The organism is Butyrivibrio sp. WCD2001 (assembly GCF_000424485.1).
In the GTDB taxonomy this organism is placed as follows: Bacteria; Bacillota; Clostridia; order Lachnospirales; family Lachnospiraceae; genus Butyrivibrio.
This window is the reverse complement of record NZ_AUJZ01000010.1, coordinates 29932-55421: the sequence shown is the minus strand read 5'-3', so window position 1 is coordinate 55421 and position 25490 is coordinate 29932. Positions and strand designations below refer to the sequence as shown.

Annotated in this window: 21 protein-coding genes; 2 read left to right on the top strand and 19 right to left on the bottom strand. The window is 43.9% G+C overall.

Features of this window, described 5'->3' with window-relative positions; genetic code table 11:
* Window positions 1–6 precede the first annotated feature (6 nt).
* The 13 genes from G630_RS0110525 to G630_RS0110465 form a co-directional block, all read right to left on the bottom strand.
* The gene (locus G630_RS0110525) at window positions 7–609 is read right to left on the bottom strand and encodes a hypothetical protein (protein WP_022761124.1); all 603 of its coding nucleotides are present in this window, start codon (window positions 607–609) and stop codon (window positions 7–9) included.
* The gene (locus G630_RS0110520) at window positions 599–1195 is read right to left on the bottom strand and encodes a type II secretion system protein M (RefSeq protein WP_022761123.1); all 597 of its coding nucleotides are present in this window, start codon (window positions 1193–1195) and stop codon (window positions 599–601) included. The genes G630_RS0110525 and G630_RS0110520 overlap by 11 nt, the downstream gene beginning before the upstream one ends.
* A 2-nt stretch (window positions 1196–1197) precedes the next feature.
* Complete coding sequence (gene pilM, locus G630_RS0110515) at window positions 1198–2766, bottom strand: pilus assembly protein PilM (RefSeq protein ID WP_022761122.1); 1569 nt, start codon at window positions 2764–2766, stop codon at window positions 1198–1200.
* A gap of 12 nt (window positions 2767–2778) precedes the next feature.
* The gene (locus tag G630_RS0110510; protein WP_081646667.1) at window positions 2779–3564 is read right to left on the bottom strand and encodes a prepilin peptidase; all 786 of its coding nucleotides are present in this window, start codon (window positions 3562–3564) and stop codon (window positions 2779–2781) included.
* Window positions 3565–3568: 4 nt separating this feature from the next.
* Window positions 3569–4792, bottom strand: coding sequence for a type II secretion system F family protein (locus tag G630_RS0110505; RefSeq protein ID WP_022761120.1), 1224 nt, complete (start codon window positions 4790–4792; stop codon window positions 3569–3571).
* 11 nt (window positions 4793–4803) lie between these two features.
* On the bottom strand, window positions 4804–5856 hold the full coding sequence (locus G630_RS0110500; RefSeq protein WP_026498531.1) for a type IV pilus twitching motility protein PilT: 1053 nt from the start codon (window positions 5854–5856) through the stop codon (window positions 4804–4806).
* A gap of 9 nt (window positions 5857–5865) precedes the next feature.
* On the bottom strand, window positions 5866–7590 hold the full coding sequence (locus tag G630_RS0110495; protein WP_022761118.1) for a GspE/PulE family protein: 1725 nt from the start codon (window positions 7588–7590) through the stop codon (window positions 5866–5868).
* Between the two features lie 33 nt (window positions 7591–7623).
* Entirely contained in the window at window positions 7624–7983 is a 360-nt protein-coding gene (locus tag G630_RS0110490; RefSeq protein ID WP_139176218.1) for a hypothetical protein, read from the bottom strand.
* Window positions 7984–8064: 81 nt separating this feature from the next.
* Window positions 8065–8427, bottom strand: coding sequence for a competence type IV pilus major pilin ComGC (locus tag G630_RS23580; RefSeq protein ID WP_022761116.1), 363 nt, complete (start codon window positions 8425–8427; stop codon window positions 8065–8067).
* Window positions 8428–8688: 261 nt separating this feature from the next.
* A complete protein-coding gene (locus G630_RS0110480) occupies window positions 8689–10503 on the bottom strand; it encodes a sugar ABC transporter substrate-binding protein (protein ID WP_022761115.1) in 1815 nt (604 codons plus the stop codon).
* Between the two features lie 121 nt (window positions 10504–10624).
* Complete coding sequence (locus G630_RS0110475; protein ID WP_044928151.1) at window positions 10625–11563, bottom strand: carbohydrate ABC transporter permease; 939 nt, start codon at window positions 11561–11563, stop codon at window positions 10625–10627.
* A 52-nt stretch (window positions 11564–11615) separates the two neighbouring features.
* Complete coding sequence (locus tag G630_RS0110470; protein ID WP_022761113.1) at window positions 11616–12524, bottom strand: ABC transporter permease subunit; 909 nt, start codon at window positions 12522–12524, stop codon at window positions 11616–11618.
* 18 nt (window positions 12525–12542) lie between these two features.
* Window positions 12543–13589 (bottom strand): LacI family DNA-binding transcriptional regulator, encoded by a 1047-nt coding sequence (locus tag G630_RS0110465; protein WP_022761112.1) that lies wholly within the window; start codon window positions 13587–13589, stop codon window positions 12543–12545.
* A 243-nt stretch (window positions 13590–13832) separates the two neighbouring features.
* Between G630_RS0110465 and G630_RS0110460 the strand changes: the two genes are divergently transcribed.
* A complete protein-coding gene (locus tag G630_RS0110460; RefSeq protein ID WP_026498529.1) occupies window positions 13833–15824 on the top strand; it encodes a right-handed parallel beta-helix repeat-containing protein in 1992 nt (663 codons plus the stop codon).
* Window positions 15825–15931: 107 nt separating this feature from the next.
* Here G630_RS0110460 and mgtE read toward each other — a convergent pair whose 3' ends face one another.
* The 6 genes from mgtE to G630_RS23575 form a co-directional block, all read right to left on the bottom strand.
* Window positions 15932–17287, bottom strand: coding sequence for a magnesium transporter (mgtE, locus tag G630_RS0110455; RefSeq protein ID WP_026498528.1), 1356 nt, complete (start codon window positions 17285–17287; stop codon window positions 15932–15934).
* A gap of 236 nt (window positions 17288–17523) precedes the next feature.
* A complete protein-coding gene (pflB, locus tag G630_RS0110450) occupies window positions 17524–19788 on the bottom strand; it encodes a formate C-acetyltransferase (RefSeq protein WP_026498527.1) in 2265 nt (754 codons plus the stop codon).
* Between the two features lie 392 nt (window positions 19789–20180).
* Window positions 20181–20906, bottom strand: a complete 726-nt coding sequence (gene pflA / locus G630_RS0110445; protein ID WP_081667870.1) for a pyruvate formate-lyase-activating protein — start codon at window positions 20904–20906, stop codon at window positions 20181–20183.
* A complete protein-coding gene (gene hypB, locus G630_RS0110440) occupies window positions 20906–21571 on the bottom strand; it encodes a hydrogenase nickel incorporation protein HypB (protein WP_022761106.1) in 666 nt (221 codons plus the stop codon). The genes pflA and hypB overlap by 1 nt, the downstream gene beginning before the upstream one ends.
* A gap of 2 nt (window positions 21572–21573) precedes the next feature.
* A complete protein-coding gene (locus G630_RS21500) occupies window positions 21574–23694 on the bottom strand; it encodes a Na/Pi cotransporter family protein (RefSeq protein WP_330363795.1) in 2121 nt (706 codons plus the stop codon).
* 75 nt (window positions 23695–23769) lie between these two features.
* Entirely contained in the window at window positions 23770–24714 is a 945-nt protein-coding gene (locus G630_RS23575) for a GNAT family N-acetyltransferase (RefSeq protein WP_049946170.1), read from the bottom strand.
* A 73-nt stretch (window positions 24715–24787) separates the two neighbouring features.
* On the opposite strand from G630_RS23575, the gene G630_RS0110425 reads away from it, so the two are divergent.
* Entirely contained in the window at window positions 24788–25315 is a 528-nt protein-coding gene (locus G630_RS0110425; protein WP_022761103.1) for a peptidylprolyl isomerase, read from the top strand.
* Window positions 25316–25490: the final 175 nt, after the last annotated feature.

The window sequence follows — 25490 nt, the reverse complement described above, 5'->3', positions numbered from 1 at the left end:
TTAACCTCAACCATTATCCGTACCGGTTACATACATACCATCCTTCGACCAGGATACGTAGGTTATTCTCTTGGTCTTTCCCTTATTCTTTCTACCCGGTATTTCCTGTTTCACAGTCTGAGCCGATCCCGGAATTGTAAGTGTAAGCGGATAGTCCGCTTTATCGGAATCCACCCATACATCCACTGTTATGGTGTAGGAATCATCCATGGTCATCTGTCCGGAAAGGCTTCCCATATCATCAAGACCTGAATATGAAAAGCTTATATTTCTTGTAACTGAATCACTTCCACCGGTTATGCTGTCCGCCATCTGTTTAACAGCATCCCCGAAGCTTCCTTCGAGTCCGGTCAGTTCTGAATCTTTTCCCTCTTTTTTTGTATAAGCCGCGTCTTCCTTCATGCAGCCCTGAACAAGCGCTATCGCCTGAGTTGTAGCAAGATAGGCCTTTTCCTCATACCTTTCGGCGTCGGTTCGTTTTGCATTAAGAATTGACGCATTTACAATCGCGATCGATACAAACGTAACGATAATAAAAATTAACAGTGCGATTATCATCGAAGCACCGCGTGTATTTAGTTTTTCGCGGATCTTCCTGTTAGTTGTCATTAGCATCCTCCGGCAACTCCTTGTCGGGAGTACCGCCCTGCAACGTCTCATAGAAAGTTCCTGTCAGGTTGACATCCACATCCTGATCCTGAACCGTAAGTTCTCTTTCCACAGGTGATACAACAATGCCTCCCACAAGGCATCTTATCTCGCTTTCTTCAAGAGCCTTAACTACTTCCTGTGCCTGCGCATAATTTCTTGCTGTAAACTTCATGACGAACTCTCTTCTGATGAGATCGCCTTCCCTGGTAAGATTAGTGAAATTCACAGAGTAATCTGTTGTATTGCCAAGAATCTTATGCAGAAAATCAATTTCCGACTTGCCTGCATTATAGCTTGGCATATAACCTGTCAAAGCTCCGCCGCCCGCATCATATTCTTCTGTCATGGCTTTTATCTTTTCGACTCTTGCCTTGGTAGCTACGAGCTCGGTTTCAAGAGCCTGCTGTTCAACCCTGGCGGAATGGATTCCATTCTCGATAGGAGTGAATACAAACAGGTAATACAACGCTCCCACAATTACCAGTGCAAGTATCACAAGAAGCGTCTTTTCATTTTTGGTGAAGTCTTTATTAAGTATGTTCACTTTCAATTCTCCTCTTCAGAAGATCCTTTTGTAAGGTGCACCTTTATCTGTGCCGTCACACCGGCATCTGTTTTAACTCCATCCGTTTCTTCAGTCAGTGTCTTCGCAGATACTACAGAACAGCTCTCAACTATATCCTCTTCTTCCATAACTGTCGTAAGTTTGCTTACACTGTCCAAATCATTTGCTAAGAGATCAATCGTAAGTGTCTCTGACGAGAGATCCATGAACTTAACCTTCATTCCCTGACTGCCTATCAGGTCTATAAGCTTAAGTGTGTCGACTCTGCTGACCCTGCTCTTTTCCTCATCACTCATCTGATCCCAGCTGTAATGATAGTACTCCTGTGTCAGTTGCTCCGACTCCTTGATAAATTTGCTCTGCTCATTAATCTGCTGCTGTAGTTCGTTTGCTCTCTCCCTCTCATTTGCGAGAGTATTAAGTCTGTCAACAAAACCGAATTTTCCTATGAGCAAAGCTGCCACTAAGATTGCTGCAATTGTCCCGAAAACAGCCTTGAGATTTGTCTTCTTTTTCTGTCCCGCAGATGCCAGATTGCTGTTTGTGGCAACTCCTAATGCATCACTTAGAAGCACTCCGACTGACCCGTAAGTAACATTGATTTCTTTCTCTTTATTGTAATTGGGATAAAGCTCATCCATTGTAACAACGGTTTTATCGAGTCGCTCCTTGAGCATTTCCACAAGCGGCTCTGTCATTGCTCCCGTTCCGCAAAGGACAATATCCTTAAGTCTCGAAGTCATATCGGACATTTCATAGAAATTCAGTCCCTTAAGAATTTCAATCGAAATATCCTTGTATGCATTTACTGCTGATGGAAGCTTGTCGCAATCCTGATACCGACTTCTTAAGTAGGTTATCGCAAGATGGGTATCCACGTTCAACTCATCGGCAATTGCGCGGATAACCTGATCTTCACCGACATCTATGAAGTGCGAAAGCTTAAACTCTCCGTTTTTGAATATCATCATTCGTATAGCTCTTCTTCCTATATCCATGAAGCAGCGCTCTTTTTTAATCTCTTCTTCATTTCCAAGGGCACCGATCAGTGCTTCATATACAGAGGTTTCGGGAAGTGCCTTAACAAGTTTAAGTCCCGCCTGTTTAAGGGTTTCACGTATATTTGCAAGCGAATTAACCGGGACCGCATAAGCAAGCAAATTTATGGTGTTTTCATCATTGCTGGCGCTTTCTCTTTTTACATAATCAAACACGTACTGATTGAGTTCTCCCTGTATGAGGTCCTTGAACTCAAAAGGCACGTTGAATCTCAGCTGATCATCTGCAATCTTCGGCATCGTGATATTTTTTACAAAAATATCGGAATCCGGAATTACATAAGCAGCCGTTTTGCACTTAATGCCTTTTTCCTTTATCTGCTCTCTCAAAAAATCCGCAAAGAGATTCTGGGAAATTATTTTAGTACCTTCAACAATATTGTCAGGTATCTCTTCCCACTCCGATTTACGTACTATTCCGCCCTTCATAAGCGTCAGAGCAAGTCTACCGTGTGTTACACTTATTCCCAATACTCCGTCATTCTTTGGCATTTTTTTACCCTCTCATATTAGTTTAAAATACCAGGCTGCTACTAAGTCTCCGAATAACAAAACAATGTATGCTGCTACTGCTATCGCCGGCCCCAGCGGAAACTCCTTTGAGGAACCTGGCATTAGCTTCTTTCTTATCAGTGCAAAAACTATTCCCAAAACACAGGATAATATAAGCAGTTCATATGAACGGACAGGTCCCATATATAACCCGAGGAGTGCAAATAATTTAATGTCACCGCCTCCAAGACTTTCCCGTCCAATAAGCTTATCTACAAGGATGCTCATTATGAGCATCAAAGCTCCGAAAATAAGTCCCGTAAGAATCCTTATTCCAAGCGTATATAAATCGATTCTTCCGGTAATAATTTTTATCACGGAAAAGATTACCCAGCTTACAGCTGCCGAAAGAATCAGTAAATTCGGTATTTCCAGAGATTCTATATCAGTGATCGCCATTGCAAAAAGCAGACCCACCAATATCCAGCTTTCGGCAAATAGTACGGGATCCCTCTTCATAAAAATGTACAGGACCACCGACAGTACCATAAAGGCCATCTCGGTCAGGGGATATCTGATCGATATCTTCTGTTTGCAGTATCTGCATTTACCACCGCTTATCACATAGCTGAATACCGGAATGAGATCTATGGCTTCGAGCTGATGGTAACAGCTCATGCAATGACTTCTGCCTGTCACAAAATCTTCATTCCTGACTATGCGCATGGCCATGCAGTTTAGGAAGGAACCAAACAACAGCCCAAATAAGGCTACGCATATTGTGTAGTAAAGTTCCACTTTTTTACATCCCCTGATACATGCTGAACATCGCCAAATAAATTGCAATTACAATAAAGCCTGCAACAATTGCTATAAATATCAAAAGCGCCGGTTCAAGCATTGCTATGGCTTTTGTAACTGCCTGTTCAAGTTCACTGTCGTAATAGGCAGCAACGATGTCCATGGTGTGCTTCATCTCTCCGGTCTCTTCACCGACTCCCACCATGTCAGTCAGAATATCTGGCATTACCTGCGTCTCTCTCATCGAATCGACAACGGTTCGTCCCTCTTCTATCTTCGAAACCATTCCGGCAACTTTTTCCTTATATACTTCATTGGTCATAACCCTTGAAGTAATACTGACTGCCTTTGTCATCGGAAGTCCGGATCCGATCATGGTAGCCATTGTATTGGCAAACAGGCTTGCTGCGTTCAACTCTGCTATATTTCCGAAAACCGGAAGCTTTAGCTGGAGCTTTGAAATATTCATCGCACCTGCCGGAGTCTTTTTATACATAACATAGCCAACTATGATTATGCCGATAATTGCAGCAATAATAAGAATATTCCTGCTGAAAAAATTGGATATTCCGATCAGCATTCTGGTCGGAAGAGGGAGCTGTCCCCCTATCTCATCAAAGATTGCCGTAAATGTCGGAACAACCTTTACCATGAGGATTATTACAACTACAATCGCAACCAGGAGCACAAACATGGGATAAGTCATAGCACTTCTAACCTTAGCCCCCATCTTTGTCTGCTTATCGAAATGCTTAAAAATCGACTCAAAAGCTCCTGCCAGATCTCCGGCTTCCTCACCTGCCTTGATTGTTTCGCAGAATGTCGGAGGAAGTGCTCCCTCTCCGTGATCATCGAAAGAGGATGACAACGCACGTCCGGCCTCCACATCCTCAAAAACATTCATAAGAAGTCTTTTCAGGAATTTGTTCGTGGTCTTATCGCCGATAAGCTTTACCGCTCTGGCAATCGGAATTCCCGCAGTAAGGATTGTGGCAAACTGACTGCACATCAGGGTGAATGCTTTAGGGTCGATTTTTGACCCACCGATGTCCGCATTTAGAAAAGCAGGCATTTTAAGACTGCTCCCCTGAACCTCTTTTACGGAAAGCACCGCTTTATACTGTTGTCTGATCTTGGCTGTTGCTTCAAGCTGGTCTATGGCTTCGAGCATTCCAGTGACCTTTTCGCCTGAAGTAGAGAGCGCTGTGTATTTGTAGCTGTTCATGAGTCCCCCTGTTACATCATGTTCCTACTTACAAAATCCTTGTTAACTGCATAATGCAAAGCATTCTCTCTGGATATAAGTCCGTTTCTTACAAGCATTACTATGGACTGATCCATAGTCTGTCCGCCGATTTCCGCACTTGTTGCTACAGCATTGGCAATCTGCGGTGTATTTCCGGTTCTGATAAGATTCCTTATCGCATCCGTTACTATCATATATTCTGCAGCCAGTGCCCTTCCGCCATCCTTTTTCTGAATGAGCTGCTGGGTAAGTACTGCCTGAAGAACCATTGATAACTGCAATCTGATCTGCTGCTGCGCTGCTTCCGGGAATACCTGCACCATTCTGTCTATAGAATCTGCCGCACTTCCTGTATGAAGTGTTCCGAATACAAGATGTCCGGTCTCAGCTGCTGTAATAGCAGTCTCGATGGTATCCCTGTCACGCATCTCACCGATAAGAATTACGTTGGGGTCTTCACGAAGGGAAGCTCTAAGTCCCATCGCAAAGCTCTGTGTATCTTTTCCGACTTCGCGCTGATTGATTGCGCAAAGATCAGGTGTATACATGTACTCTACAGGATCTTCCAGAGTTACGATGTGTCGTTTGTAATGATGATTGATGTTGTCCAATATAGCTGCAAGTGTTGTTGATTTACCGGACCCGGTCTCACCGGTTACAAGCACTATTCCTTTATGGAGCTTTGGCAGATCAAGAACGCCTATGGGAAGTCCCAATGTGGATAGCTCCGGAATATGTTCAGCCAGAATTCTAAGCGCCAGTGAAGGAACTCCCTGTTGCTTGAACAAATGAAGTCTGCATCTGCTGTCAGCAAAAGTATCCGCTGCATCAAGCTCACCGGTCTCCATCAGTTCGTTAAAAGCTTCATCCGTCTTTGCAAGCTGCTTGGCGAGACTGATACATTCTTCCTTCGTTACGGGCATATCCTCCATGTTTTCGAGGTCACCGCTTTTTCTGTACTTTGGCGGAAGGCCACAGATAATATGAATATCGGATGCACCTTCGGCTTTAGCTTTTGCTACTAATTCATCAATACTTCTCATATTAAATCCTCAATCGCTTTCATTAGTCACTCTCATAACTTCATAGGCTGTGGTTACGCCCTCGAGCACCAGCTTAATGCCGGCCTCCTTAAGTGATACGAAATCACTGCCTTCCTTCTTAAGTTCCTGTTCAATGGCAGAGCGTCCTGCCTTTTTATAGATCAGGTCTCTGATTTCGGGGGTTACCATCATGATTTCAAATATGGCAATTCGTCCCGAATAGCCGGTATTGAAGCAGTGCTGACAACCTCTTCCGAATTTAAACTTTGTTCCGGGCTGAATCTTTATTCCGAGCTTGTCAATCTCATCCTGCTGGGGTTCGTATTCCTCTGCGCAGTAGGGACATACTCTCCTGACAAGTCTCTGCGAGATTACACCTCGAAGTGTTGCTGAAATAAGATAAGGTTCTACACCAATATCCTCAAGTCTGTCAATTGCACCAATTGCGTCATTGGTGTGAATTGTACTCATAACAAAACGTCCGGTAAGCGCTGCTCTAAGGCATATCTCTGCTGTCTCTCCGTCACGTATCTCACCTACTGATACGATATCCGGGTCCTGACGGAGAATCGCTCTAAGACCGTTTGCGAAAGTCATGTTCGTCTTTGTATTAACCTGTACCTGATTCAATCCGTCAAGGTTATACTCGATAGGATCCTCAAGCGTTACCAGATTGACATCCCTGGTGTTAAGCTCATTGAGCATAGCGTACATGGTTGTTGTCTTACCTGAACCGGTAGGACCTACGAGAAGCATTACACCATTCTTGTAGTGAATGAGCTTTTCGTATTTCTCCATGTCATCCGCACGAAGTCCCAGCATTTCCTTATCAATTTCGGTATTGGATTTATCAAGAAGACGACATACTATTTTTTCACCCCAGGCGATAGGAAGGGTAGATACACGCATGTCGATACTCTTACCGAGAACACTTACCGCAAAACGTCCGTCCTGCGGAATTCTCTTCTCTGCAACATCCATACCGGACATTGTCTTGATACGGGCAATTACTGCAGCAGTGATATCCTTCGGAACCTTAAGAATGTCCCTCAGAACACCGTCGATACGCATACGAACGTCCATATCCTGTTCTCTTGGTTCAAAATGGATATCTGATGCGTGCTCAGAAACGGCACGCTCTATAATAGAATTAACCAGCCTTATTGTAGGCGCACTATCACCATCTCCGCTGATAGTATTCGATGTTATTACGAAATCAAAATTGGAGAGCGAGGTATCGGCAGCCTTTTCCGATTCATTAAGTCCAAGCTCCTTTTTATAATCGGCAATGGCCTGTTTCGCATTCTCATTGCCATACAGCGTATTTATTGCACGCTCCACCGCCACATTTGTGGCAATAAGCGGAACAATCTTAAGATTAGAGGCTTTTCTGACCTCATCAAGCGCATAGAAATTCAGGGGATCATCCATTGCTACCAAAAGTGAATCCCCCTGCTGACGAACAGGAACCAAGTGATTTTGCTTGGCAGTATTTTTCTGCACAAGCTTAGTAAGTTCCTGGGGTATATTAACCTTGGCAAGGTCTATATAATCAACCTCCAGCTGAACGGCAAGCGTTTTTGCCATGTCCTCCGGAGACACAATTCTGTTATTTATAAGGACTTCGCCAAGCTTTTCATGGGTTTGCTTCTGCATATCAAGAGCAAACTGCAATTCCTTGTCGTTAATCAGACCACGCTCTATAAGCAGGTCACCTATTCTCTTCTTTGGCATGTTTCCCCCTACATAGAAACCGGTTCACATCGTTTACGGAGTTACCCATTTTGACGAAACGGTCTCATCATTGCCTATAGTTATCAGCAGATACTTACCCCTGTTCTTTTTTGAGGATCCGTATGGCTCTACTGTGCTTTTTGCCATTGTCGGATCTACAAAGGTTTTGTTTTCCGCATCATACACCACTTGTGTGATGAGATCATTTTGCATATATTCGAGACGCGCCTCGTGCTCAGCTGTAATAACCAGCTGTTCATCCACATCCTCAAGTGCGCTTTCGGTACTACGGCCGAGCTTTATAAAAACGATTATTGCTATCAGACAGACAGCAATAACAGCGACCAGCACCACCATTCTCGATATTCCTCTTTGATTTTTAATTATATCCATATAAAAATACCTTTAATCTATGGAAATCCTAAAAACACAAAGCTTATGTTATGCCTTTATATTCAAAATGATTATGTGAATTTAATTAATAGACACTTCACCATCAGCACCGCATGAAACGGACCAACTTCCCGAAGTCTTCGCGCCGGGAGCAGTAATGCCGCTTGGCCATGCAATGTCTGACTGCCAGCCGTCTTTTTTCTGCTGTACAGGCATAGTTTTTGCAGCTACAGGATTTCCCGTCTCGAGATACTCAGCGACGACCTCTGCATAAAGAGCTCTTATATTCGCTGCATCCGTAGCTTCTCTTGCTTTCTCCAGCTGATTGGTAAATGTAGGAATTGCGATTGCAACCAGAACTGCTATAATAGCAACTACAATCAGAAGTTCAGCTAGTGTGAATCCCTTTCTCTGTCTAAGTCTCTCCCTCATCTGTCTAATCATTTCAGTTCTCCTTCTCATAAGTGGATAAAACAATGAAATAATATTTCAGTATAATTATTTTACGCCTATGCATTCCCCGATTCAAGAAAACTTGGGCTTATTTTTCTAAAAATCCTATAAATTCTCGAAATTGTTTAGCAAAAAAGTATAATTATTCTCATTCTCATAAATTTTAATAAGTATATTTATGCATAAAAAATCCGGCAGCCGCTTAACCGGCTGCCGGAACTTTTTCTTCTAAAAGTTATGTCTGATGAAGTATTACTGAGCTGCTTTTCTTGCATCGAGCATAGGCTGATACTTTTCTGTATCAAAAGCTACAAGATCGTCAAATCCAAGACCTGTCAGCTGGTTGACCATCTCATCCCACTGTGCATCGAAATCAGCATCATCCTTTGCGAATACCATTCTCCAGGAAGAATCCTTGATAACATCGCCGCACTGCTTACGGATAAGGCTGATGTCTGTAGTATCGATTGCAAGAGCGATATTGATTGAAGGAACTACTGTCATCATACCATTGTTCTTGAGATACTCAACATCGTCAGCTGCGCCAAACTTCTCTGACCACTCCTTGGTTGTCTTTGTCTGGTTCATCTCGATTGTTGTTGACCACATATCAGAAGCATAAGGCTCGCCTGTCTCAGGGTTAACATCACAGGATGCTACGATCCACTGGTTGATCTGGTTGTTACCGTCGTTCCAGTTTCCGCCGCCCATTTCCTCGGGAACGAGTACTTCTGCTGAGAATCTGTTAAGACCATCCTCTGTAAGTGTGTACTTGCCATCTTCGATTGTGTAAGTAAGACCTTCTGTACCTGCATGCTGGATCTGAACACCCTCGGGTGAAGCATACCAGTCAAGGAACTCCATAAGTCTGTCAAAGTTCTCGTCAGAAACCTGAGAACCTACGCAGAGAACACGTCCATCACCATAGTAGGTGTCAGATGCCTGGTAAAGGTTTGTGTCTGCTACAGGAATCTCAACATAGTTGGTTCCCTCTTCGCCTCTTGCAGGGCTGTTCCAGAAGCCATACTGCCAGCTGTACCAGTAGAGGTAAACTCTCTTATCCTGCATCTTGGAAACGATTGAGTTCCAGTCCTGAGTTGCGGAATCAGGATCAACAAGTCCCATCTGATTTGCCTGATAGAAGAACTTAAGCATCTTGTAGTAAGCGCCATCCTTATCTGTGATAGGAGCTATGCTGTTGTCTGTACCGATAAGAACGGAACCGTTAACTTCCTGTCCATACCACTTTGTAAGCTGAGCAACGTTCTCCATGTACTGAGAATCCCAATCCTTCCACATGCTGATTGCATATGCGGGATCGCCGTTCTCGTTTGTCGGATGAGCATCCTGGATCTTCTTTAAGCAATCAAGAAGGTCATCAAGATTCTTAAGCTCGGGAGCACCAACTTCGTTGTACATATCCCATCCCATACGAGGATAAGAATAAACGTGAAGCTGCTTGTAATCTGTAGGTCCATTGTTGTTCATTTCAAGCGGGATACAATAAATCTTGGATCCGTCGCCAACCTGTGAGTTGAAGTCTTTGATCTGCTTCTCATACTTCATAAGGTTAGGATACTTTGAAAGTGCATCTGTAAGGTCATGGATAAGTCCTGACTCTACGCACTCTGCTGCATCTGCGTTATCAAGAATGATGAGATCACCAAGTGCGCCAGCTGCACATCTTGTCTGATAAAGAGCAGCTCCGTCACCTGATACCTGAGGTGCGATGATGTTAAGATCCATGTTGAACTTGTCCTTAACGATCTTGCCGTACCATCCGGGCTGAACACCCTGGAAGTTAGCTGCTACATTGTAGAAGTCTACAGTGTAGGTCTCGTCATGGTTTGCTGCGGGAGCTGCTTCAGCAGTATCGCCTGCCTCTGTGCTCTCACCTGCATCAGTAGCCTCAGCAGCGTCTGAGCCGCCTGCTTCTGTGCTTGTCTCTGCACCGCCTGCACTGCCGGTATCTGTGCTACCGCCTGTGCTTCCACCGCCGCATCCGGCGAGCATACTTACTGTAAGCATTGCAGTAAGTGCCAGAGATGAAAGTTTTTTCAGTTTCATAATTTTTTCCTCCTTCACTTTTTTCATAAAGTTTTATCTATACCCCCATGGGAGATATTTTCGAAACCCTCATCCGTCAGCTTCGCTGACACCTTCTCCCAAAGGGAGAAGGCATATTACATTAGCCCTTCACAGCTCCTATCATAATTCCCTTTACGAAATACTTTTGGAAGATCGGGTATACGAGCATGATCGGAAGTACTACGATAACTGTAATTGTCATACGCACACTGGTTGTGGTCTGTGCAGTAGCTGCAGCAGCTGCAAGTGATGCTGTACTCGATGTGCTCTGAGCCAGCGATGCAAGTGAGCTCGCCTGATTCAGGTACTGATAGAGCACAAACTGCAAAGGATACAGCTTGGTATCTGTCATGAGGAGCAGTGTATCCTGGAAAGCGTTCCACTGGCTTACTGCTGAGAAAATTGCAACCGTTGCCATGATGGGCTTGATTACGGGAATGATGACTCTGAAGAATACGGTGAGCACTCCCGCACCATCCATCTCAGCTGCTTCCTGTAGTTCCTTCGGAACCGACTCAACAAAGGTCTTTGTAAGAATCAGATTAAAGGGCGATACAATCGCGGGAAGGATGTATCCGAGGAAGTTATTTGTAAGGTGCATCTGCTTCATAACAAGGTACCAGGGTATGATACCTGCATTGAAATACATAGTAGCAACCACAAATCTGTACCAGATTTTTCTTGCCCACATTTTTTCCTGGGTGAACATAAATCCCAGAAAAGCAGAAGCAAAAACAGTAAGGCCGGTACCGAGAACTGTTCTCATAAGCGAAATCTTGAAAGCCTGAGGCAGTCCTTCAATTCTGAATGCGGATATGTAGTTGTGGAAGTGAATGCTCTGTGGAAGGAAAAGTACATCACCTCTCGCACTTATATCATTCGCACTTATTGTATTGATTACGATGTAATAAAAAGGATACAGGCAAAGGAATGCAGCTATTGCAAAAATTATGTAGCATACAATCTCTACCGCTCTGTCTCCGGCACTTACATGCATCTTACTCTTCTGCTGAGGAATTTCTTTCTTTTTATCTGTCATCTTATTCACCAATCCTGTCATTGTATGTGTGATAGCCATCTTCCACCTCCGATCACAGGATGCTCTCGCCGCGAATTGTCTTGGAAGCTCTGTTAACTATGAAAAGAAGCACAAGGCTGACAAGACTCTTCAGCATACTGATTGCAACCGATACGGAGTAGCCACCACTACCCATTGCCATGTTATACACGTACAGGTCGAGAACCTGGATGTAATCCTTGTTAAACGCGTTCTGGAATACGTAGTACTGCTCCATTCCGTTATTCAGGAAGTTTGCAACGTTCAGAACCAGAAGAACAAAGTATGTCGGCAACAGACTCGGGATTGTAATATGCCAGATAATCTGCATTCTGGTCGCACCGTCAACTCTTGCGGCCTGAATCATCTCATCGTCAATACTCGAAATTGCCGCGATGTACATAATTGCCGCCCAGCCCAGGTTTTTCCAGGTAAGCCATAACCACTGTGTGAACCACACATGCTCTGATGACTGAAGGAAAAGTATCGGAGTACTGATGACACCCATTTTCATAAGAAGGGAATTCATCATACCTGTACTGTTAAATAATGAAAATGCGATGGAATATACCATAACCCAGCTGACAAAGTTAGGAAGTGTTGTGACTGTCTGTACAAACTTTCTGAACTTCACGCCCCTGATCTCATTGAGAAATACTGCGAACAGCATGGGGAGCCAGCTCGTTCCGAGCGTAAGTCCGCTCATTGCAAAGGTATTTTTCAGAACCTGAATGATCTGTTTGATCTTTACATCACTGCTTACAAGAGATTTAAACCACTTAAAGCCTACAAACGCACTGTTTGCCAAAGTCTTCGGCGGTTTGTAATCATAGAATGCGTAGAGCCATCCATACAGCGGGTAATAACAAAAGAGCATAACCAGCACTATAAACGGCAGCACCATCAAAAATAACTTTAATGAATAAGCTTTTTTCTTAGTCAACTTGCACCTCCACCCAAATCATCTTCTACATACAGATTTTCTTATTTCCATCGAACACGGTATCCTTACAACCTTAGGCTCCGCAGGTAATTCTTCAGGCTGATCATTCTCAAGCATATCTATCAGCAAATCTGCGCTTATCCTTCCTATCTCCGCAAGCGGGAGTGTCGTAGTTGTAAGCGGCGGATAGAAGTATTCCGAAATACTCTCGTTATCAAAACCGGCAACTGCAATCTCTTTTCCTATCTGAAGTCCGCACTCGATAAGATAATCATAAATTCCACCGGTCATCTTATCCGAAATACCAAAAAATGCTGTCACTCCCTGAGGAAGAAGTGTCTTAGCACCCTCGTACCCCGACTCTCTGCTCCAATCTCCGTAATACACAAGATTCGGATCAAAAAGAATGCCGTTTTCAAAAAGTGCTCTCTGATATCCCAATAGTCTCTGAGCTGTATGTATATTTTCAGCCCTTCCTCCAACGAATCCGATGCGCTTATGCCCGTTCTTTACAAGGTAAGATGTTACTTCATAGGCGCTTTTCTCATCCTCGATAACCACCGACGGGATTGCCGGTGAATTCGACAGTGAGTAGCACATGACTGTAGGAAGATTAAAATTATCTTTGTAAAAATTGATAATTCTTGTATGTCCCGCAAGGTAAATCACGCCTTCAGCCCTGGCCGAAAGAACATCCTGCAACACCGGATCCAGAACAGAATGATAATCTTTATCCTGGTCATACCAGGTATCCTGCCATCTGTCATAGAGACGAAGGTTATGAACGTATACATGGTAATCATGTTTTTCACACTGTTCCATTATGCTCTCGATTATCGGGGGAGACGTGAACTGTGCTATATCCTCGGTAACAATCGAGATTATTTTCGTACGATTGGTCCGGAGTCCTTTTGCCATGTAGTTTGGTTTATAACCTGTTTCCTCGATAACCTGTAAGATACGCTTCCTGGTTGCTTCACTCGTCTTCGCTTTACCGTTTATAACATTTGATACCGTGGCCGCCGAAACATTGCATATTTCTGCGACTTCTTTGAGAGTTACCATTTGAGCTCCAGTCAATATTGTTTGGGTTATTTGACGAAAACTTTTTAAGTAAATCGTTTAACTACAGGATAATTTTATTAACTTTTTTAACTTATGTCAACTACAACATTTGGTAATATGTATAAAATTATTGCTCTTTTTCATAATTTGTTGTGCATATTATTGACAATCCGCTCTGTTAATCGTAACATAAAAAAAATTAAGTTTAACGTTTAATCAAACACATTATTGGAGGAAAAAGGAATGATTTATTATGTTGACGCATCCGCTTTCCGCGACGGCGATGGAAGCGAAAAAAGGCCCTTCAGACATATAAACGATGCAGCAAAGATTGCTGTAGCAGGAGATGAGATACTTGTCAAACCCGGTATCTACAGAGAGCAGGTCATCCCTCAGAACAAAGGAGAAAAGGATGCCCGGATTACTTATCGCTCCACCGAGCCTCTGGGAGCAGTGATCACCGGTGCGGAACCACTTACAGGCTGGAAGAAGGTAAAGGGAAATGTATGGAGCGCAAGAATAAATAATACCATTTTTGGAGATTATAACCCTTATATAGAGAGGGTTTACGGTGACTGGTATTTCTCACCCAAGATCCGTCATACAGGCTCCATTTTCCTTAATGACGTAATGATGCACGAGACAGACTCTCTAAAGGAGTGCGAGAAAGCCGAAGCCAATCCCTTTGCCTGGAACCAGGAGGAGGCATCATTTCTCTGGTACACAGAGCAGGATGGCGATGATACAGTTATCTATGCCAATTTTCATAAGCTTGATCCTAATAAAGAAAAGACCGAAATCGTTGTCAGAAGAAACTGCTTCATGCCTGACAAAAACCATGTGGATTATATAACCGTCAGCGGCTTTAACATCAACAAAGCAGCTACCACCTGGGCTCCGCCTGCAGCTTACCAGGATGGTATGATAGGCCCTCACTGGAGCAAGGGCTGGATAATCGAGGACTGCGAAATCTGGGGGAGCCGATGCTGCGGTATCTCTCTCGGAAAATATCTCGATCCCGAAAACGACATGTACTTCACCAAGAATCATGTAAAGAGTCCCACTCAGATGGAGCGTGACGCCGTTTGCCGCGGCCAGTTCCATGGATGGCTCAAGGAAAAAATCGGCCACCATATCATAAGACGCTGCCACATTCACCACTGCGAACAGACCGGTATCGTCGGTCGTATGGGCGGAGTATTCTCCATCATCGAGGATTGCCACATCCATCACGTATGCAATTCACAGCAGCTTGGTGGTGCGGAAACCGCAGGAATAAAGCTCCATGCTGCCATCGATGTGACTATAAGACGAAACCATATCCACAATTGTATTATGGGTGTTTGGCTTGACTGGCAGGCTCAGGGTGCCAGAGTAACCCAGAACCTCATGCATGACAACTGCCGTCCGGAAGGTCTTGGGCAGGCTCCCGGTGCCATGTTCAACACAGATGTCTTTATTGAGGTGGGTCACGGTCCTACTCTTATTGATAACAATATCCTCCTCTCGCCAGTTGCCATAACAATTCCGAGTGAAGGTATTGCTGTAATCCACAATCTGATACTTGGCGGCTTTTCACTTATTAACTCAGGTGTGGACAGCATTGTTTCAGGGCAGAGAGAGCCTCGCTACACACCTTACCACATCCGTCACCGCACCGAGGTTGCAGGCTTCATGACGATTCTCCACGGCGATGACAGAATTTACAACAACATCTTCCTGCAGCAGTACAAGATTCATGATAAAAAGAAGACCGCTGCGGATGCCGACTACGAGGCAGTTGGAACAGCACCTTTTGATATCTTCCCCACCTATGAGGACTGGATGGATCAGTTTGATTTTGAGAAACACCCCGACATGGGCGGACTTGCAGAAGCGCACTTTGGCCATCTTCCTGTTTGGATTGACGGCAACGCATACTTCGGTGGCGCCAATGTTTACAAGAAGGAAAAGAACAAGCTTGTAGATAAAAAATCCAAGGTATCCGTTACAGTAGTAGAAAAGAAGGGCAGCTGGTATATTAAGTCAGATCTCTTCGGAAAGCTCGGAGATTTCTCCTGCAATATTCTTACTACCGAAGCACTCGGAAAAGCTTTTGAGCCTGAACAGTACTTCGAAAATCCGGATGGATCTCCGATCACCTTCGACAAGGATTACTTCGGAGCACACAGGGATCCTGCCACCATCCCCGGTCCGTTTGCGGCTTTTGATAGTAAAGAAATTAAAGTATTCTAAATAATTAAAAGGACAAGCCCCGGGTGATATATCTCAATACAAACCGATTCTTGCGTTCTTTGCAATGAGGTTTGTAGAGAGATATATTACCCGGGGCGTTTTTTATTCTATACAGCTAAATGCAGCAACTGCGTTGCTATAGTGAAATACGCCAGTAGTGAGATCGCATCCACAATTGTTGTGATCATAGGTGACGCCATTACTGCAGGGTCGAAACCAAGCTTGTCTGCGCACATAGGGAGAAGACAACCTATACTCTTTGCAATAATTACTACAATAACAAGTGTCAGGCAGACAACTGCAGCTACAGGGATTGCAAGTCTGTCTATGACAAGTAGCTTAACAAAGTTTGCAACTGAAAGCGTAACGCCGCAAAGTACCGCAACTCTTGCTTCCTTCCACCAAACCTTGAAGAGGTCCGCAAATTCTATCTCTCCAAGCGACAAGCTACGAATAATTGATACGCTCGCCTGCGAACCGGCATTACCACCCGTATCCATCAGCATAGGTATGTAGGCTGTAAGTACCACATAAGCGGATAACGCATCCGAGAACTTTGTAATTATAGCTCCCGTGAAGGTTGCACTTATCATCAAAAACAGAAGCCATGGCATTCTGTTTTTATATACATCCAAAATACCGATACGCGAATATGGCTTATCGGAAGGGATGATAGCTGCCATCTTCTCGATATCCTCGGTAGCCTCTTCTTCAATGATGTCGACAACGTCATCGATGGTGATGATACCGATCATTCTGTTCTCGTTATCAACCACGGGCATCACTGTGAAGTCGTACTTCTTGAACATGTTGGCAGCTTCTTCCTGGTCAGTCATAGTGTTGATACTAATGACATGGGTATTCATGATGTCGCCGATTTTTTCATCGCCGTCCTTAATAAGCAGATAGCGAAGGGCTACGGTACCGACCAGTATTCTCTGATTCGTAACAACATAACAGGTATTTACTGTCTCCGAATCAAGACCGATTTTCTTAATTCTGGCAATAGCCTGTTCAACCGTCATGTATTCCTTGAGGTCAACATACTCCACTGTCATTATGGAGCCCGCGGAATCTTCAGGGTATCTGAGCAGATGGTTTATATCCGCTCTTGTATCAGGTCTTGCGTTCGCAAGAATCTTCTTTACAATACTTGCAGGCATCTCTTCCAAAAGGTCTGTCGCATCATCGGCCATCAGGTTATCGATGATGTTGCCGGCTTCCTTATCGGACAGAGATTGAATAATGTACTGCTGATCCTCAATTTCGAGGTTAGCAAATACGTCCGCAGCCATGTCCTTTGGCAGGATGCGGAACATTTTTAATGAGTCTTCATTTTCCATGTCGTCCATGATAGCAGCGATATCCGCAGTATTCATCTCAGCGAAAGTCTGACGAAGCTTGGTATACTGCTTGCTCTCAAGGAGTTCACGGATTACGTCAATGATAGTATTTTCTTCCATGGGAATCTCCTTTCGGTGTGGTTTTTTATTAAGTTTGTACTTCGAGGCAGAGGATTATCGCTACTTACATGTTTAATCTTCTTCATAAAACCACCACCTTTCCTTTGGAGATTTCCCGAATTTGCGGGATTTGTCTTTAAGAAACTTTTAGAACAACCTTTAGTTTATCACATTTTTTATTCTTTTCCAATAAAACAAGCGCCCCGGACATATATGTCCGGGGCGCCGTACTCATATTACATGGATTCGTGGCAAGTACGGTTAATTACGTCCATCTGCTGCTCACGAGTGAGGTCGATGAACTTAACTGCGTAACCTGATACACGGATTGTGAAGTTAGCATACTCAGGCTTTTCAGGATGCTCCATAGCGTCCTTGAGCTTCTCAACACCAAATACGTTAACGTTGAGGTGGTGTGCTCCCTGATCGAAGTAACCGTCCATTACGTTTACAAGTCTGTCTGCACGCTCATCGTCGTCGTGACCAAGTGCACCGGGATTGATGGTCTGTGTATTTGAGATACCATCAAGCGCATACTCGTAAGGAAGCTTTGCTACTGAGTTAAGTGAAGCAAGGAGTCCGCTCTGCTCTGCGCCGTAAGCCGGGTTAGCACCGGGTGCAAAAGGAGCAAATGCAGGTCTTCCATCCGGAAGAGCACCTGTAGCCTTACCGTAAACAACGTTTGAAGTAATTGTAAGGATAGATGTTGTAGGCTCTGAGTTTCTGTATGTGTGGTTCTTCTTAACCTTCTTGAGGAAAGTCTTGAGGAGCCATACAGCGATCTCGTCTGCTCTCTCATCGTCGTTACCGTACTTCGGGAAATCTCCCTCGATCTTGTAATCTACAACAAGACCTGACTCATCTCTTACAGTCTTAACCTTTGCATACTTGATAGCGCAAAGTGAGTCAACTACGTGTGAGAAGCCTGCGATACCTGTAGCGAATGTACGACGTACATCTGTATCGATAAGAGCCATCTCAGCTGCTTCATAATAGTACTTATCATGCATATACTGGATAAGATTGAGGATATTTACATAGAGGCTTGCAAGCCAATCCATCATCTTATCGTACTTCTTCATAACCTCATCATAATCAAGGTACTCAGATGTGATAGGTGCATATTCAGGACCTACCTGCATGTGGTTACCCTGCTTGTCAAGGAACTTCTCATCCTTACCGCCGTTGATAGCGTAAAGAAGACACTTAGCAAGGTTAGCTCTTGCTCCGAAGAACTGCATCTCCTTACCTGTCTGAGTAGCTGATACACAGCAGCAAATGCTGTAATCATCACCCCATACAGGACGCATAACATCATCGTTCTCGTACTGGATAGAAGATGTTGTAACTGAAATCTTAGCAGCATACTTCTTGAAGTTCTTGGGAAGTCTGCTTGAATAGAGAACTGTAAGGTTGGGCTCAGGTGAAGGTCCCATGTTCTCAAGTGTGTGAAGGAATCTGTAGTCGTTCTTTGTAACCATGTGACGACCGTCCATTCCCAGTCCGCCAACCTCAAGTGTTGCCCAAACCGGATCTCCTGAGAAGAGCTGGTTGTAGCTGGGGATACGAGCAAACTTAACCATACGGCACTTCATAACAAGATGGTCGATAAGCTCCTGAGCCTCAGACTCAGTAAGTGTACCCTCCTTAAGGTCTCTCTCAATATAAATATCAAGGAATGTAGAAACACGTCCAACTGACATTGCAGCACCGTTCTGTGTCTTGATAGCTGCAAGGTATCCGAAGTATAACCACTGAACTGCTTCTCTTGCATTGTTAGCAGGCTGTGAAATATCGAATCCGTAAACAGCTGCCATCTCCTTCATTCCGCGAAGAGCTCTCATTTGCTCTGCGATCTCTTCTCTCTGACGGATAACATCATCAGTCATAACGCCGCATCCGCAAAGTGAGAAGTCTTCCTTCTTCTGCTCGATAAGGAAGTCGATACCGTAAAGTGCCACTCTTCTGTAGTCACCGACGATACGTCCGCGGCCGTATGTATCCGGAAGTCCTGTAACGATGTGGCTGTGACGAGCTGCCATCATCTCAGGTGTATATGCATCAAAAACTGCCTGATTGTGTGTCTTGTGATACTCAGTAAAAATCTTGTGGAATTTCTCATTTACCTTGAAGCCATAGGTATCAGCAGCCTGCTCAGCCATTTTGATACCGCCGTAAGGCATGAATGCTCTCTTAAGAGGCTTGTCAGTCTGAAGACCTACAACAGTCTCAAGATCCTTCATGGACTCGTCGATATAGCCGGGGCCATATGCTGTAAGACCTGATACAACCTCTGTCTCGCACTCGAGAACTCCACCGTTAGCACGCTCCTCTTTCTGCAATTCCTGAAGTCTGCCCCAGAGCTTATCTGTAGCCTCTGTAGCGTCAGCAAGGAAGCTCTCGTCTCCCTCATACATTGTATAGTTATTCTGGATAAAGTCTCTTAAGTTAACTTCATCAGTCCACTTATTGCCTTTAAATCCTCTCCACTGTTCTCTCATAATATCTGCTCCTCTCTTTCTTGAAAACCGATACCACCCTCGAAATCTATTGCAAGTTGCAAAAGCAACATAATAGGAAAGAATTGCATGCCAAAATCAAAACCACTATATATTGTGTATTATAAACCATAAACCACAATATGTATATTTAAACTTTGACACCCGATTGGTATTTTTACACATACCGTTATATATTTCAACCTAAAACCGCGAAAAAAAGCCAAAGTTGATAACTTTTGTCAACTTTGGCAATTTTTTAACATATATTGTATTTCTATTGTGTATTTTTATCCCCTCATCCGGCGCTTCGCGCCACCTGTCTCCGCTCCGCTCCGGTCCGCGCAAAGCCGACGTCCCCCGGACGTCGTGCGCCCCCAAGGGGAAGGCGTAGATCATTCTCTTAGAATTCTAACCGCGTTCTCGACACGATCGGGGCCTGGCGCTTCCACGCCTTCAAGCTGATAAGGGATTCCCAGTTCTTCCCATTTATACTGTCCAAGAGAATGGTACGGAAGAACATCTACTCTCTTAACATTTGTAAGCGTATCAAGGAATTCTCTGGTTCTTTTCAGATATTCATCATTATCCGTGATTCCGGGAACCAGCACGTGTCTTATCCAGACAGGCTTACCTGTTTCCGAGAGATATCTTAGGCATTCAAGAATATTCTCATTTGATTTTCCCGTGAGTTTTATATGCTCTTCATTATCTATGTGCTTGATATCCACCAGGAGAAGATCGGTATACTCCAAGAGCTCCTTGAACTTCGAGAAGAATGGTTCCTCTTTGGTAAACGGCTGCGCAGCAGTATCAATGCAGGTATTTATTACTCTTGCCTTTGCCTCTTTGAAAAGCTCCAGAAGAAAATCCAGCTGTAAAAGCGGCTCACCTCCACTGACTGTGATTCCGCCCTCATCTCCCCAGTAACCTTTATAGCGCTCAGCTTTATCCAGGATTTCAGTTGCCGTCCTCAGATCATTGGATTCCGGATTCCAGGTGTCCGCATTATGGCAATACTTACATCTAAGATTACAGCCTTTTAAAAATATGATAAAACGAACCCCCGGTCCATCAACTGAACCGAAGGTTTCTATTGAATGAATTCGTCCTTGTGTCATTACTTCTTCCAGTCTTCAACCTGAGCGCTGAGCCACTCTGCAAACTTATCCACTCCCTCACCTGTCTTGGCGCAGATAGGAATAATCTCAGCCTTAGGATTTCTCATGTGAATGTATTCCTTACATTTCTCAAGATCAAAATCAAAGTAAGGAGCAACATCGATCTTGTTAATAAGAACAACGTCGCAGATGCTAAACATAAGAGGATACTTGAGGGGCTTGTCGTGACCTTCCGGAACAGAAAGGATCATCGCATTCTTTGAAGCTCCTGTATCAAACTCTGCAGGACATACAAGATTTCCTACATTCTCTAAGATAGCAAGATCAACATCTCCCTCTACAAGGGCATCAAGGCCCTGTCTTGTCATATCAGCATCAAGATGGCACATACCGCCTGTGTGGAGCTGAATTGCTTTTACTCCGGTCTCTGCAATCTTCTTGGTATCAACATCGGAATCGATATCAGCTTCCATAACACCGATTTTATACTTGTCCTTAAGTGCATTGATTGTTGCCTTGAGAGTTGTGGTCTTTCCCGATCCCGGTGAAGACATAAGGTTCAAAAGAAAAATCCCTTTATCCTTAAGCTCTTTTCTAAGGAGATCTGCTCTCTCATCGTTACTCTCAAATACACTTCTTTTTAATTCAATAATTCTTGTACTCATTTTTATTCCTTTTCTTCTTTTACATCGTCTTCATTAACTTTTTCTTCTTTTGACTTCTCTTCTTTCGACTTCTTCGTTTTTTCTTTCTTATCTTTTTTATCCTTGGATTTACTCTTATCTTTTCCGGATTCTTTGTCCTTTGACTTCTCTTTGTCCTTGGGCTTGCCGGACAGTTTATCCTTAACCTTTTCGGACAGCTTATCCTTCTTCTTGACGCCTGCTGCCGCAAGAGCCTCATCTATGATCTCTTCGTCCTCAGACTTCATGATATCCACAAGTACTGCATGGTTTTCAGCGAATGAAGGATCTATTTCATCCTCATCCTCGAAGCCCTTCTTCATAGCGGGAAGTCTGTACTTTCTCTCATATAGATCAACGGCTTTCTCAAATTCCTGATTCTTCTCTTCCTTGAGGTGTTCGATATACTCATGTGTATCAAACATTCCCTCGCTGACTTCAAGGAGACATACGGCAATATTACTGCAGTGATCCGCAATACGCTCATAGTCCGTACCCAGCTCGGACAAACTAAAGCCCATATCTATAGTACACTTTCCTTTGCGAAGACGTCTTACATGTCTCCTCTTAACTTCCATATTCAGTCCGTCAATTACTTCCTCAAGAGGCTCAACCGACTGTGCAAGCTTGAGATCCTGATTCTGGAAAGATGTAAAGGACAGGTCAACAATCTCCCTTACAGCATTGGAGAATATCCTGATCTCCTCGCTGGCCTTTGATGAAAAATGTTCCTTCTTTTCATTCATATTGCGGGCTATCTGCGCAATATTTAAAGTATGATCGCTTATTCTCTCAAAATCCGTTATGCAGTGAAGAATAATGGACAGAAGCCTTGAATCCATCTCGGCCAGATGGTGGTTATTTATCTGCATAAGATATGTACCAAGCTGATCCTCGTAGCGGTCAACCTTTTCCTCAAGTCGTCTGACCTCATCCGCAACCTCAGGGTTGTAGTTCTCAAGAAGCGGTATAGCTTTTTCCAGACCCTCTCTCGCAAATTCTGCCATATCCATGGCAACCTGCTTACTCTGCTCCAATGCAAAGGGCGGATTCGTAAGGAATCGGGGATCCAACTTGGTGATTCCCTGCATCTCCTCCTGCTCCTCTCTCTCCTTGTCATCTATCGGAATAGAGGCATATGCCATCTTCACAAGAAGTCCTGCAAACGGAAGCATAAGCGGAGTAGCCACCAGGTTGATCAGCGTATGAATAGAAGCTATTCCAACCATGCCCGCTGTACGATCCATAAACGCAAAGTGAACAAACGAATGAATAATATAGAAAATAATCATAAAAGAACCGGCTTTTATGATGTTGAAATACAAATGCATAAGAGCCGTTCTCTTACCGTTCTTGTTAGCTCCCAGTGATGACAGAATAGCTGTAATACAGGTTCCCACTTCTGCACCTACTACAACGGGAAGAGCCACGCTGTACGGAATATGCACCGACGCGGCGAGAGCCTGCATGATACCGATGGTCCCGGCGGAGCTTTGAATTACCATAGTGAAAAATACACCGACCAAAAATCCGATGAAAGGATTGCTGAAAGTCATGAGTACGCTCTGGAATCCCGCATTGTTTTTAAGCGGAGAAACAGCATCGGACATCATGCTCATTCCGAACATCAGCACAGAAAAGCCGATGAGAACAAGACCTATGTTGTTCTTCTTATCGCTCTTGGAAAACATATAAAGAACGATACCGATAATAGCCAAAAATGGGGTAAACGATGTGGGTTTTAACAGATTGATAAGAAAGTTATCACTGCTTATGGCATTCAAGCTGAGCAGCCATGCCGTAAATGTTGTACCCAGATTCGCACCGAGTATAACATTGACCGCTTCCTTTAGTGTCATGATTCCGGAGTTAACGAGACCGACAACCATAACCGTTGAAGCTGATGAAGACTGAACCAGTGCAGTGACTCCCACACCAAACAGATATGCAATGACAGGATGGCTTGTCACCTTACTGAGGGCCGCCTCAAGTTTACCGCCGGCCGCCTTGGTAAGCCCACCGCTCATTACATTCATACCATACATAAACAGAGCCAGTCCTCCGAGCAGCCCTGCAATTAACGAAAACAAATCCATAGAACTCATCCATACCTCCTATACATCCTGGGTACTACGTAATTTTTATCCCTTTTCTTCAAATGTATGGTAACTGAAAAAAATTCAAATAGCAAGCACCATTCTTATATATTTACCGAACTGAGCCCTTGACGGAGCCACTTTTACCCCATCATGGTACTCCTCCCCATAAATATTCTCTTCTATTTCAACCTCTTCTTTTTTCTCAAAGCCGAGCTTTTCGCAAAGATGTATGGAAACAAGATTTTCAGCCTTCACGAAAGCAATTATCCTTTCAAACAAAAGAACTTCCCTTCCGTATTTCAGGATTGCCTCGCACACTTCATAAGCATAGCCCTGTCTCTGATAATCCGTACCAATGAGGAACCCCAGCTCCACGTCATCAAAGCCGTTCCTGACACTGAAGCCCGCTCTGCCTATTATTTTGCCGTCTTCCTTTCTCACAACCGTCCAGGTTCCGAATCCCAAAAGGCCGTACACCTTTTCTATATAATCCGCCTGGTATTTCTTTTCGTCCTCGGGATTTTTGAAAAGTCCCTCCATATATCTTGTCATCTCCGGATCGGCATATATCTCGTAAAAGGCGTCCACATCCTCCACTGTGGTCTCCCTGATTATGCATCTCTTCGTTTCGAGTATTGTCCACGGAATACGCGCATATCTCTGATAGGCCTTCTCATAAGAATCAAAGCCGACTTCATCAATATCCGTAAACACATATTTTAAGCCCGGAAAACCTTCGCCGGGATTCTCCTCATGCTGCAAACCCACAACATAGGCTCCGCTTCCAAGGAGTATCTCCGAGAGTTCCGAGGAGTCCGACAAAAACAGGATATCCTTAAGGGAATGCTCTGAATCGTTTTCCATTATTCCGAGAAGAAGCCCCTCCTTTGTCATTATCTCAGGCTCAGGATATACTATTTGGCAGCGAATCCCCTCACCCTCAAGATAATCAGCGGCGCTTCTTATCTTCTCGCTTATACTTACATCTGTATGATATTTTAAGCAAAAAATGATTTCCCTAAGCAACTTTTCTATACCTCATCTATATTGTATAATTAATCGCACATTTCTACCACGAAAAACCAAAAAGGAGAGAAAAATGGCTGATACAAAAAATCCTATCGTAACTATTACCATGAAAGGCGGCGATGTGATCAAAGCCGAGCTTTATCCTGAAATTGCCCCCAACACAGTAAATAATTTCATTTCACTTATTAACCACAATTTCTATGACGGTGTTATCTTCCACCGCGTGATCAAAGGTTTCATGCTTCAGGGCGGAGATCCCGAAGGAACAGGTATGGGCGGCCCGGGTTACTCTATCAAGGGTGAATTTTCACAGAACGGCTTTAAGAATGATCTTCTTCATACAGAAGGTGTTCTTTCCATGGCGCGTACACAGATACCTGATTCCGCAGGCTCACAGTTTTTTATCATGCACAAGAACGCTCCTCACCTGGACGGCGCATATGCTGCATTCGGAAAAGTTATCGAGGGAATGGATGTCGTAAACAAGATTGCCGAGACCGAGACTGACTGGATGGACAGACCTACAACAGATCAGGTTATGGAAAAAGTAACAGTAGAAACCTTTGGTGTGGATTATCCTGAGCCGGAGACATTATAAAGAGCCCCATAAAAGGGAGGAAGCCAAGGAAACTTTTGTTTCCTTGGCTTATTATGAAAAAGTTATTTTTTAATTGGTATTGCCTTTCTTCATCTGACATCTTTAGTATACATAAAAGAAATGTCCAAGAAATAATCTGGCGTTAATAGTCTTTAAACGTTTTATGAACAAAAAA

Coding starts and splice junctions, on each gene's coding strand:
- G630_RS0110525 (WP_022761124.1), bottom strand. CDS start 609: ATGACAACTAACAGGAAGATCCGCGAAAAACTAAATACACGCGGTGCT.
- pilM (WP_022761122.1), bottom strand. CDS start 2,766: ATGCCAAAGAATGACGGAGTATTGGGAATAAGTGTAACACACGGTAGA.
- G630_RS0110505 (WP_022761120.1), bottom strand. CDS start 4,792: ATGAACAGCTACAAATACACAGCGCTCTCTACTTCAGGCGAAAAGGTC.
- G630_RS0110500 (WP_026498531.1), bottom strand. CDS start 5,856: ATGAGAAGTATTGATGAATTAGTAGCAAAAGCTAAAGCCGAAGGTGCA.
- G630_RS0110495 (WP_022761118.1), bottom strand. CDS start 7,590: ATGCCAAAGAAGAGAATAGGTGACCTGCTTATAGAGCGTGGTCTGATT.
- G630_RS0110490 (WP_139176218.1), bottom strand. CDS start 7,983: ATGGATATAATTAAAAATCAAAGAGGAATATCGAGAATGGTGGTGCTG.
- G630_RS23580 (WP_022761116.1), bottom strand. CDS start 8,427: ATGATTAGACAGATGAGGGAGAGACTTAGACAGAGAAAGGGATTCACA.
- G630_RS0110480 (WP_022761115.1), bottom strand. CDS start 10,503: ATGAAACTGAAAAAACTTTCATCTCTGGCACTTACTGCAATGCTTACA.
- G630_RS0110475 (WP_044928151.1), bottom strand. CDS start 11,563: ATGACAGATAAAAAGAAAGAAATTCCTCAGCAGAAGAGTAAGATGCAT.
- G630_RS0110465 (WP_022761112.1), bottom strand. CDS start 13,589: ATGGTAACTCTCAAAGAAGTCGCAGAAATATGCAATGTTTCGGCGGCC.
- G630_RS0110460 (WP_026498529.1), top strand. CDS start 13,833: ATGATTTATTATGTTGACGCATCCGCTTTCCGCGACGGCGATGGAAGC.
- mgtE (WP_026498528.1), bottom strand. CDS start 17,287: ATGGAAGAAAATACTATCATTGACGTAATCCGTGAACTCCTTGAGAGC.
- pflB (WP_026498527.1), bottom strand. CDS start 19,788: ATGAGAGAACAGTGGAGAGGATTTAAAGGCAATAAGTGGACTGATGAA.
- pflA (WP_081667870.1), bottom strand. CDS start 20,906: ATGACACAAGGACGAATTCATTCAATAGAAACCTTCGGTTCAGTTGAT.
- hypB (WP_022761106.1), bottom strand. CDS start 21,571: ATGAGTACAAGAATTATTGAATTAAAAAGAAGTGTATTTGAGAGTAAC.
- G630_RS21500 (WP_330363795.1), bottom strand. CDS start 23,694: ATGAGTTCTATGGATTTGTTTTCGTTAATTGCAGGGCTGCTCGGAGGA.
- G630_RS0110425 (WP_022761103.1), top strand. CDS start 24,788: ATGGCTGATACAAAAAATCCTATCGTAACTATTACCATGAAAGGCGGC.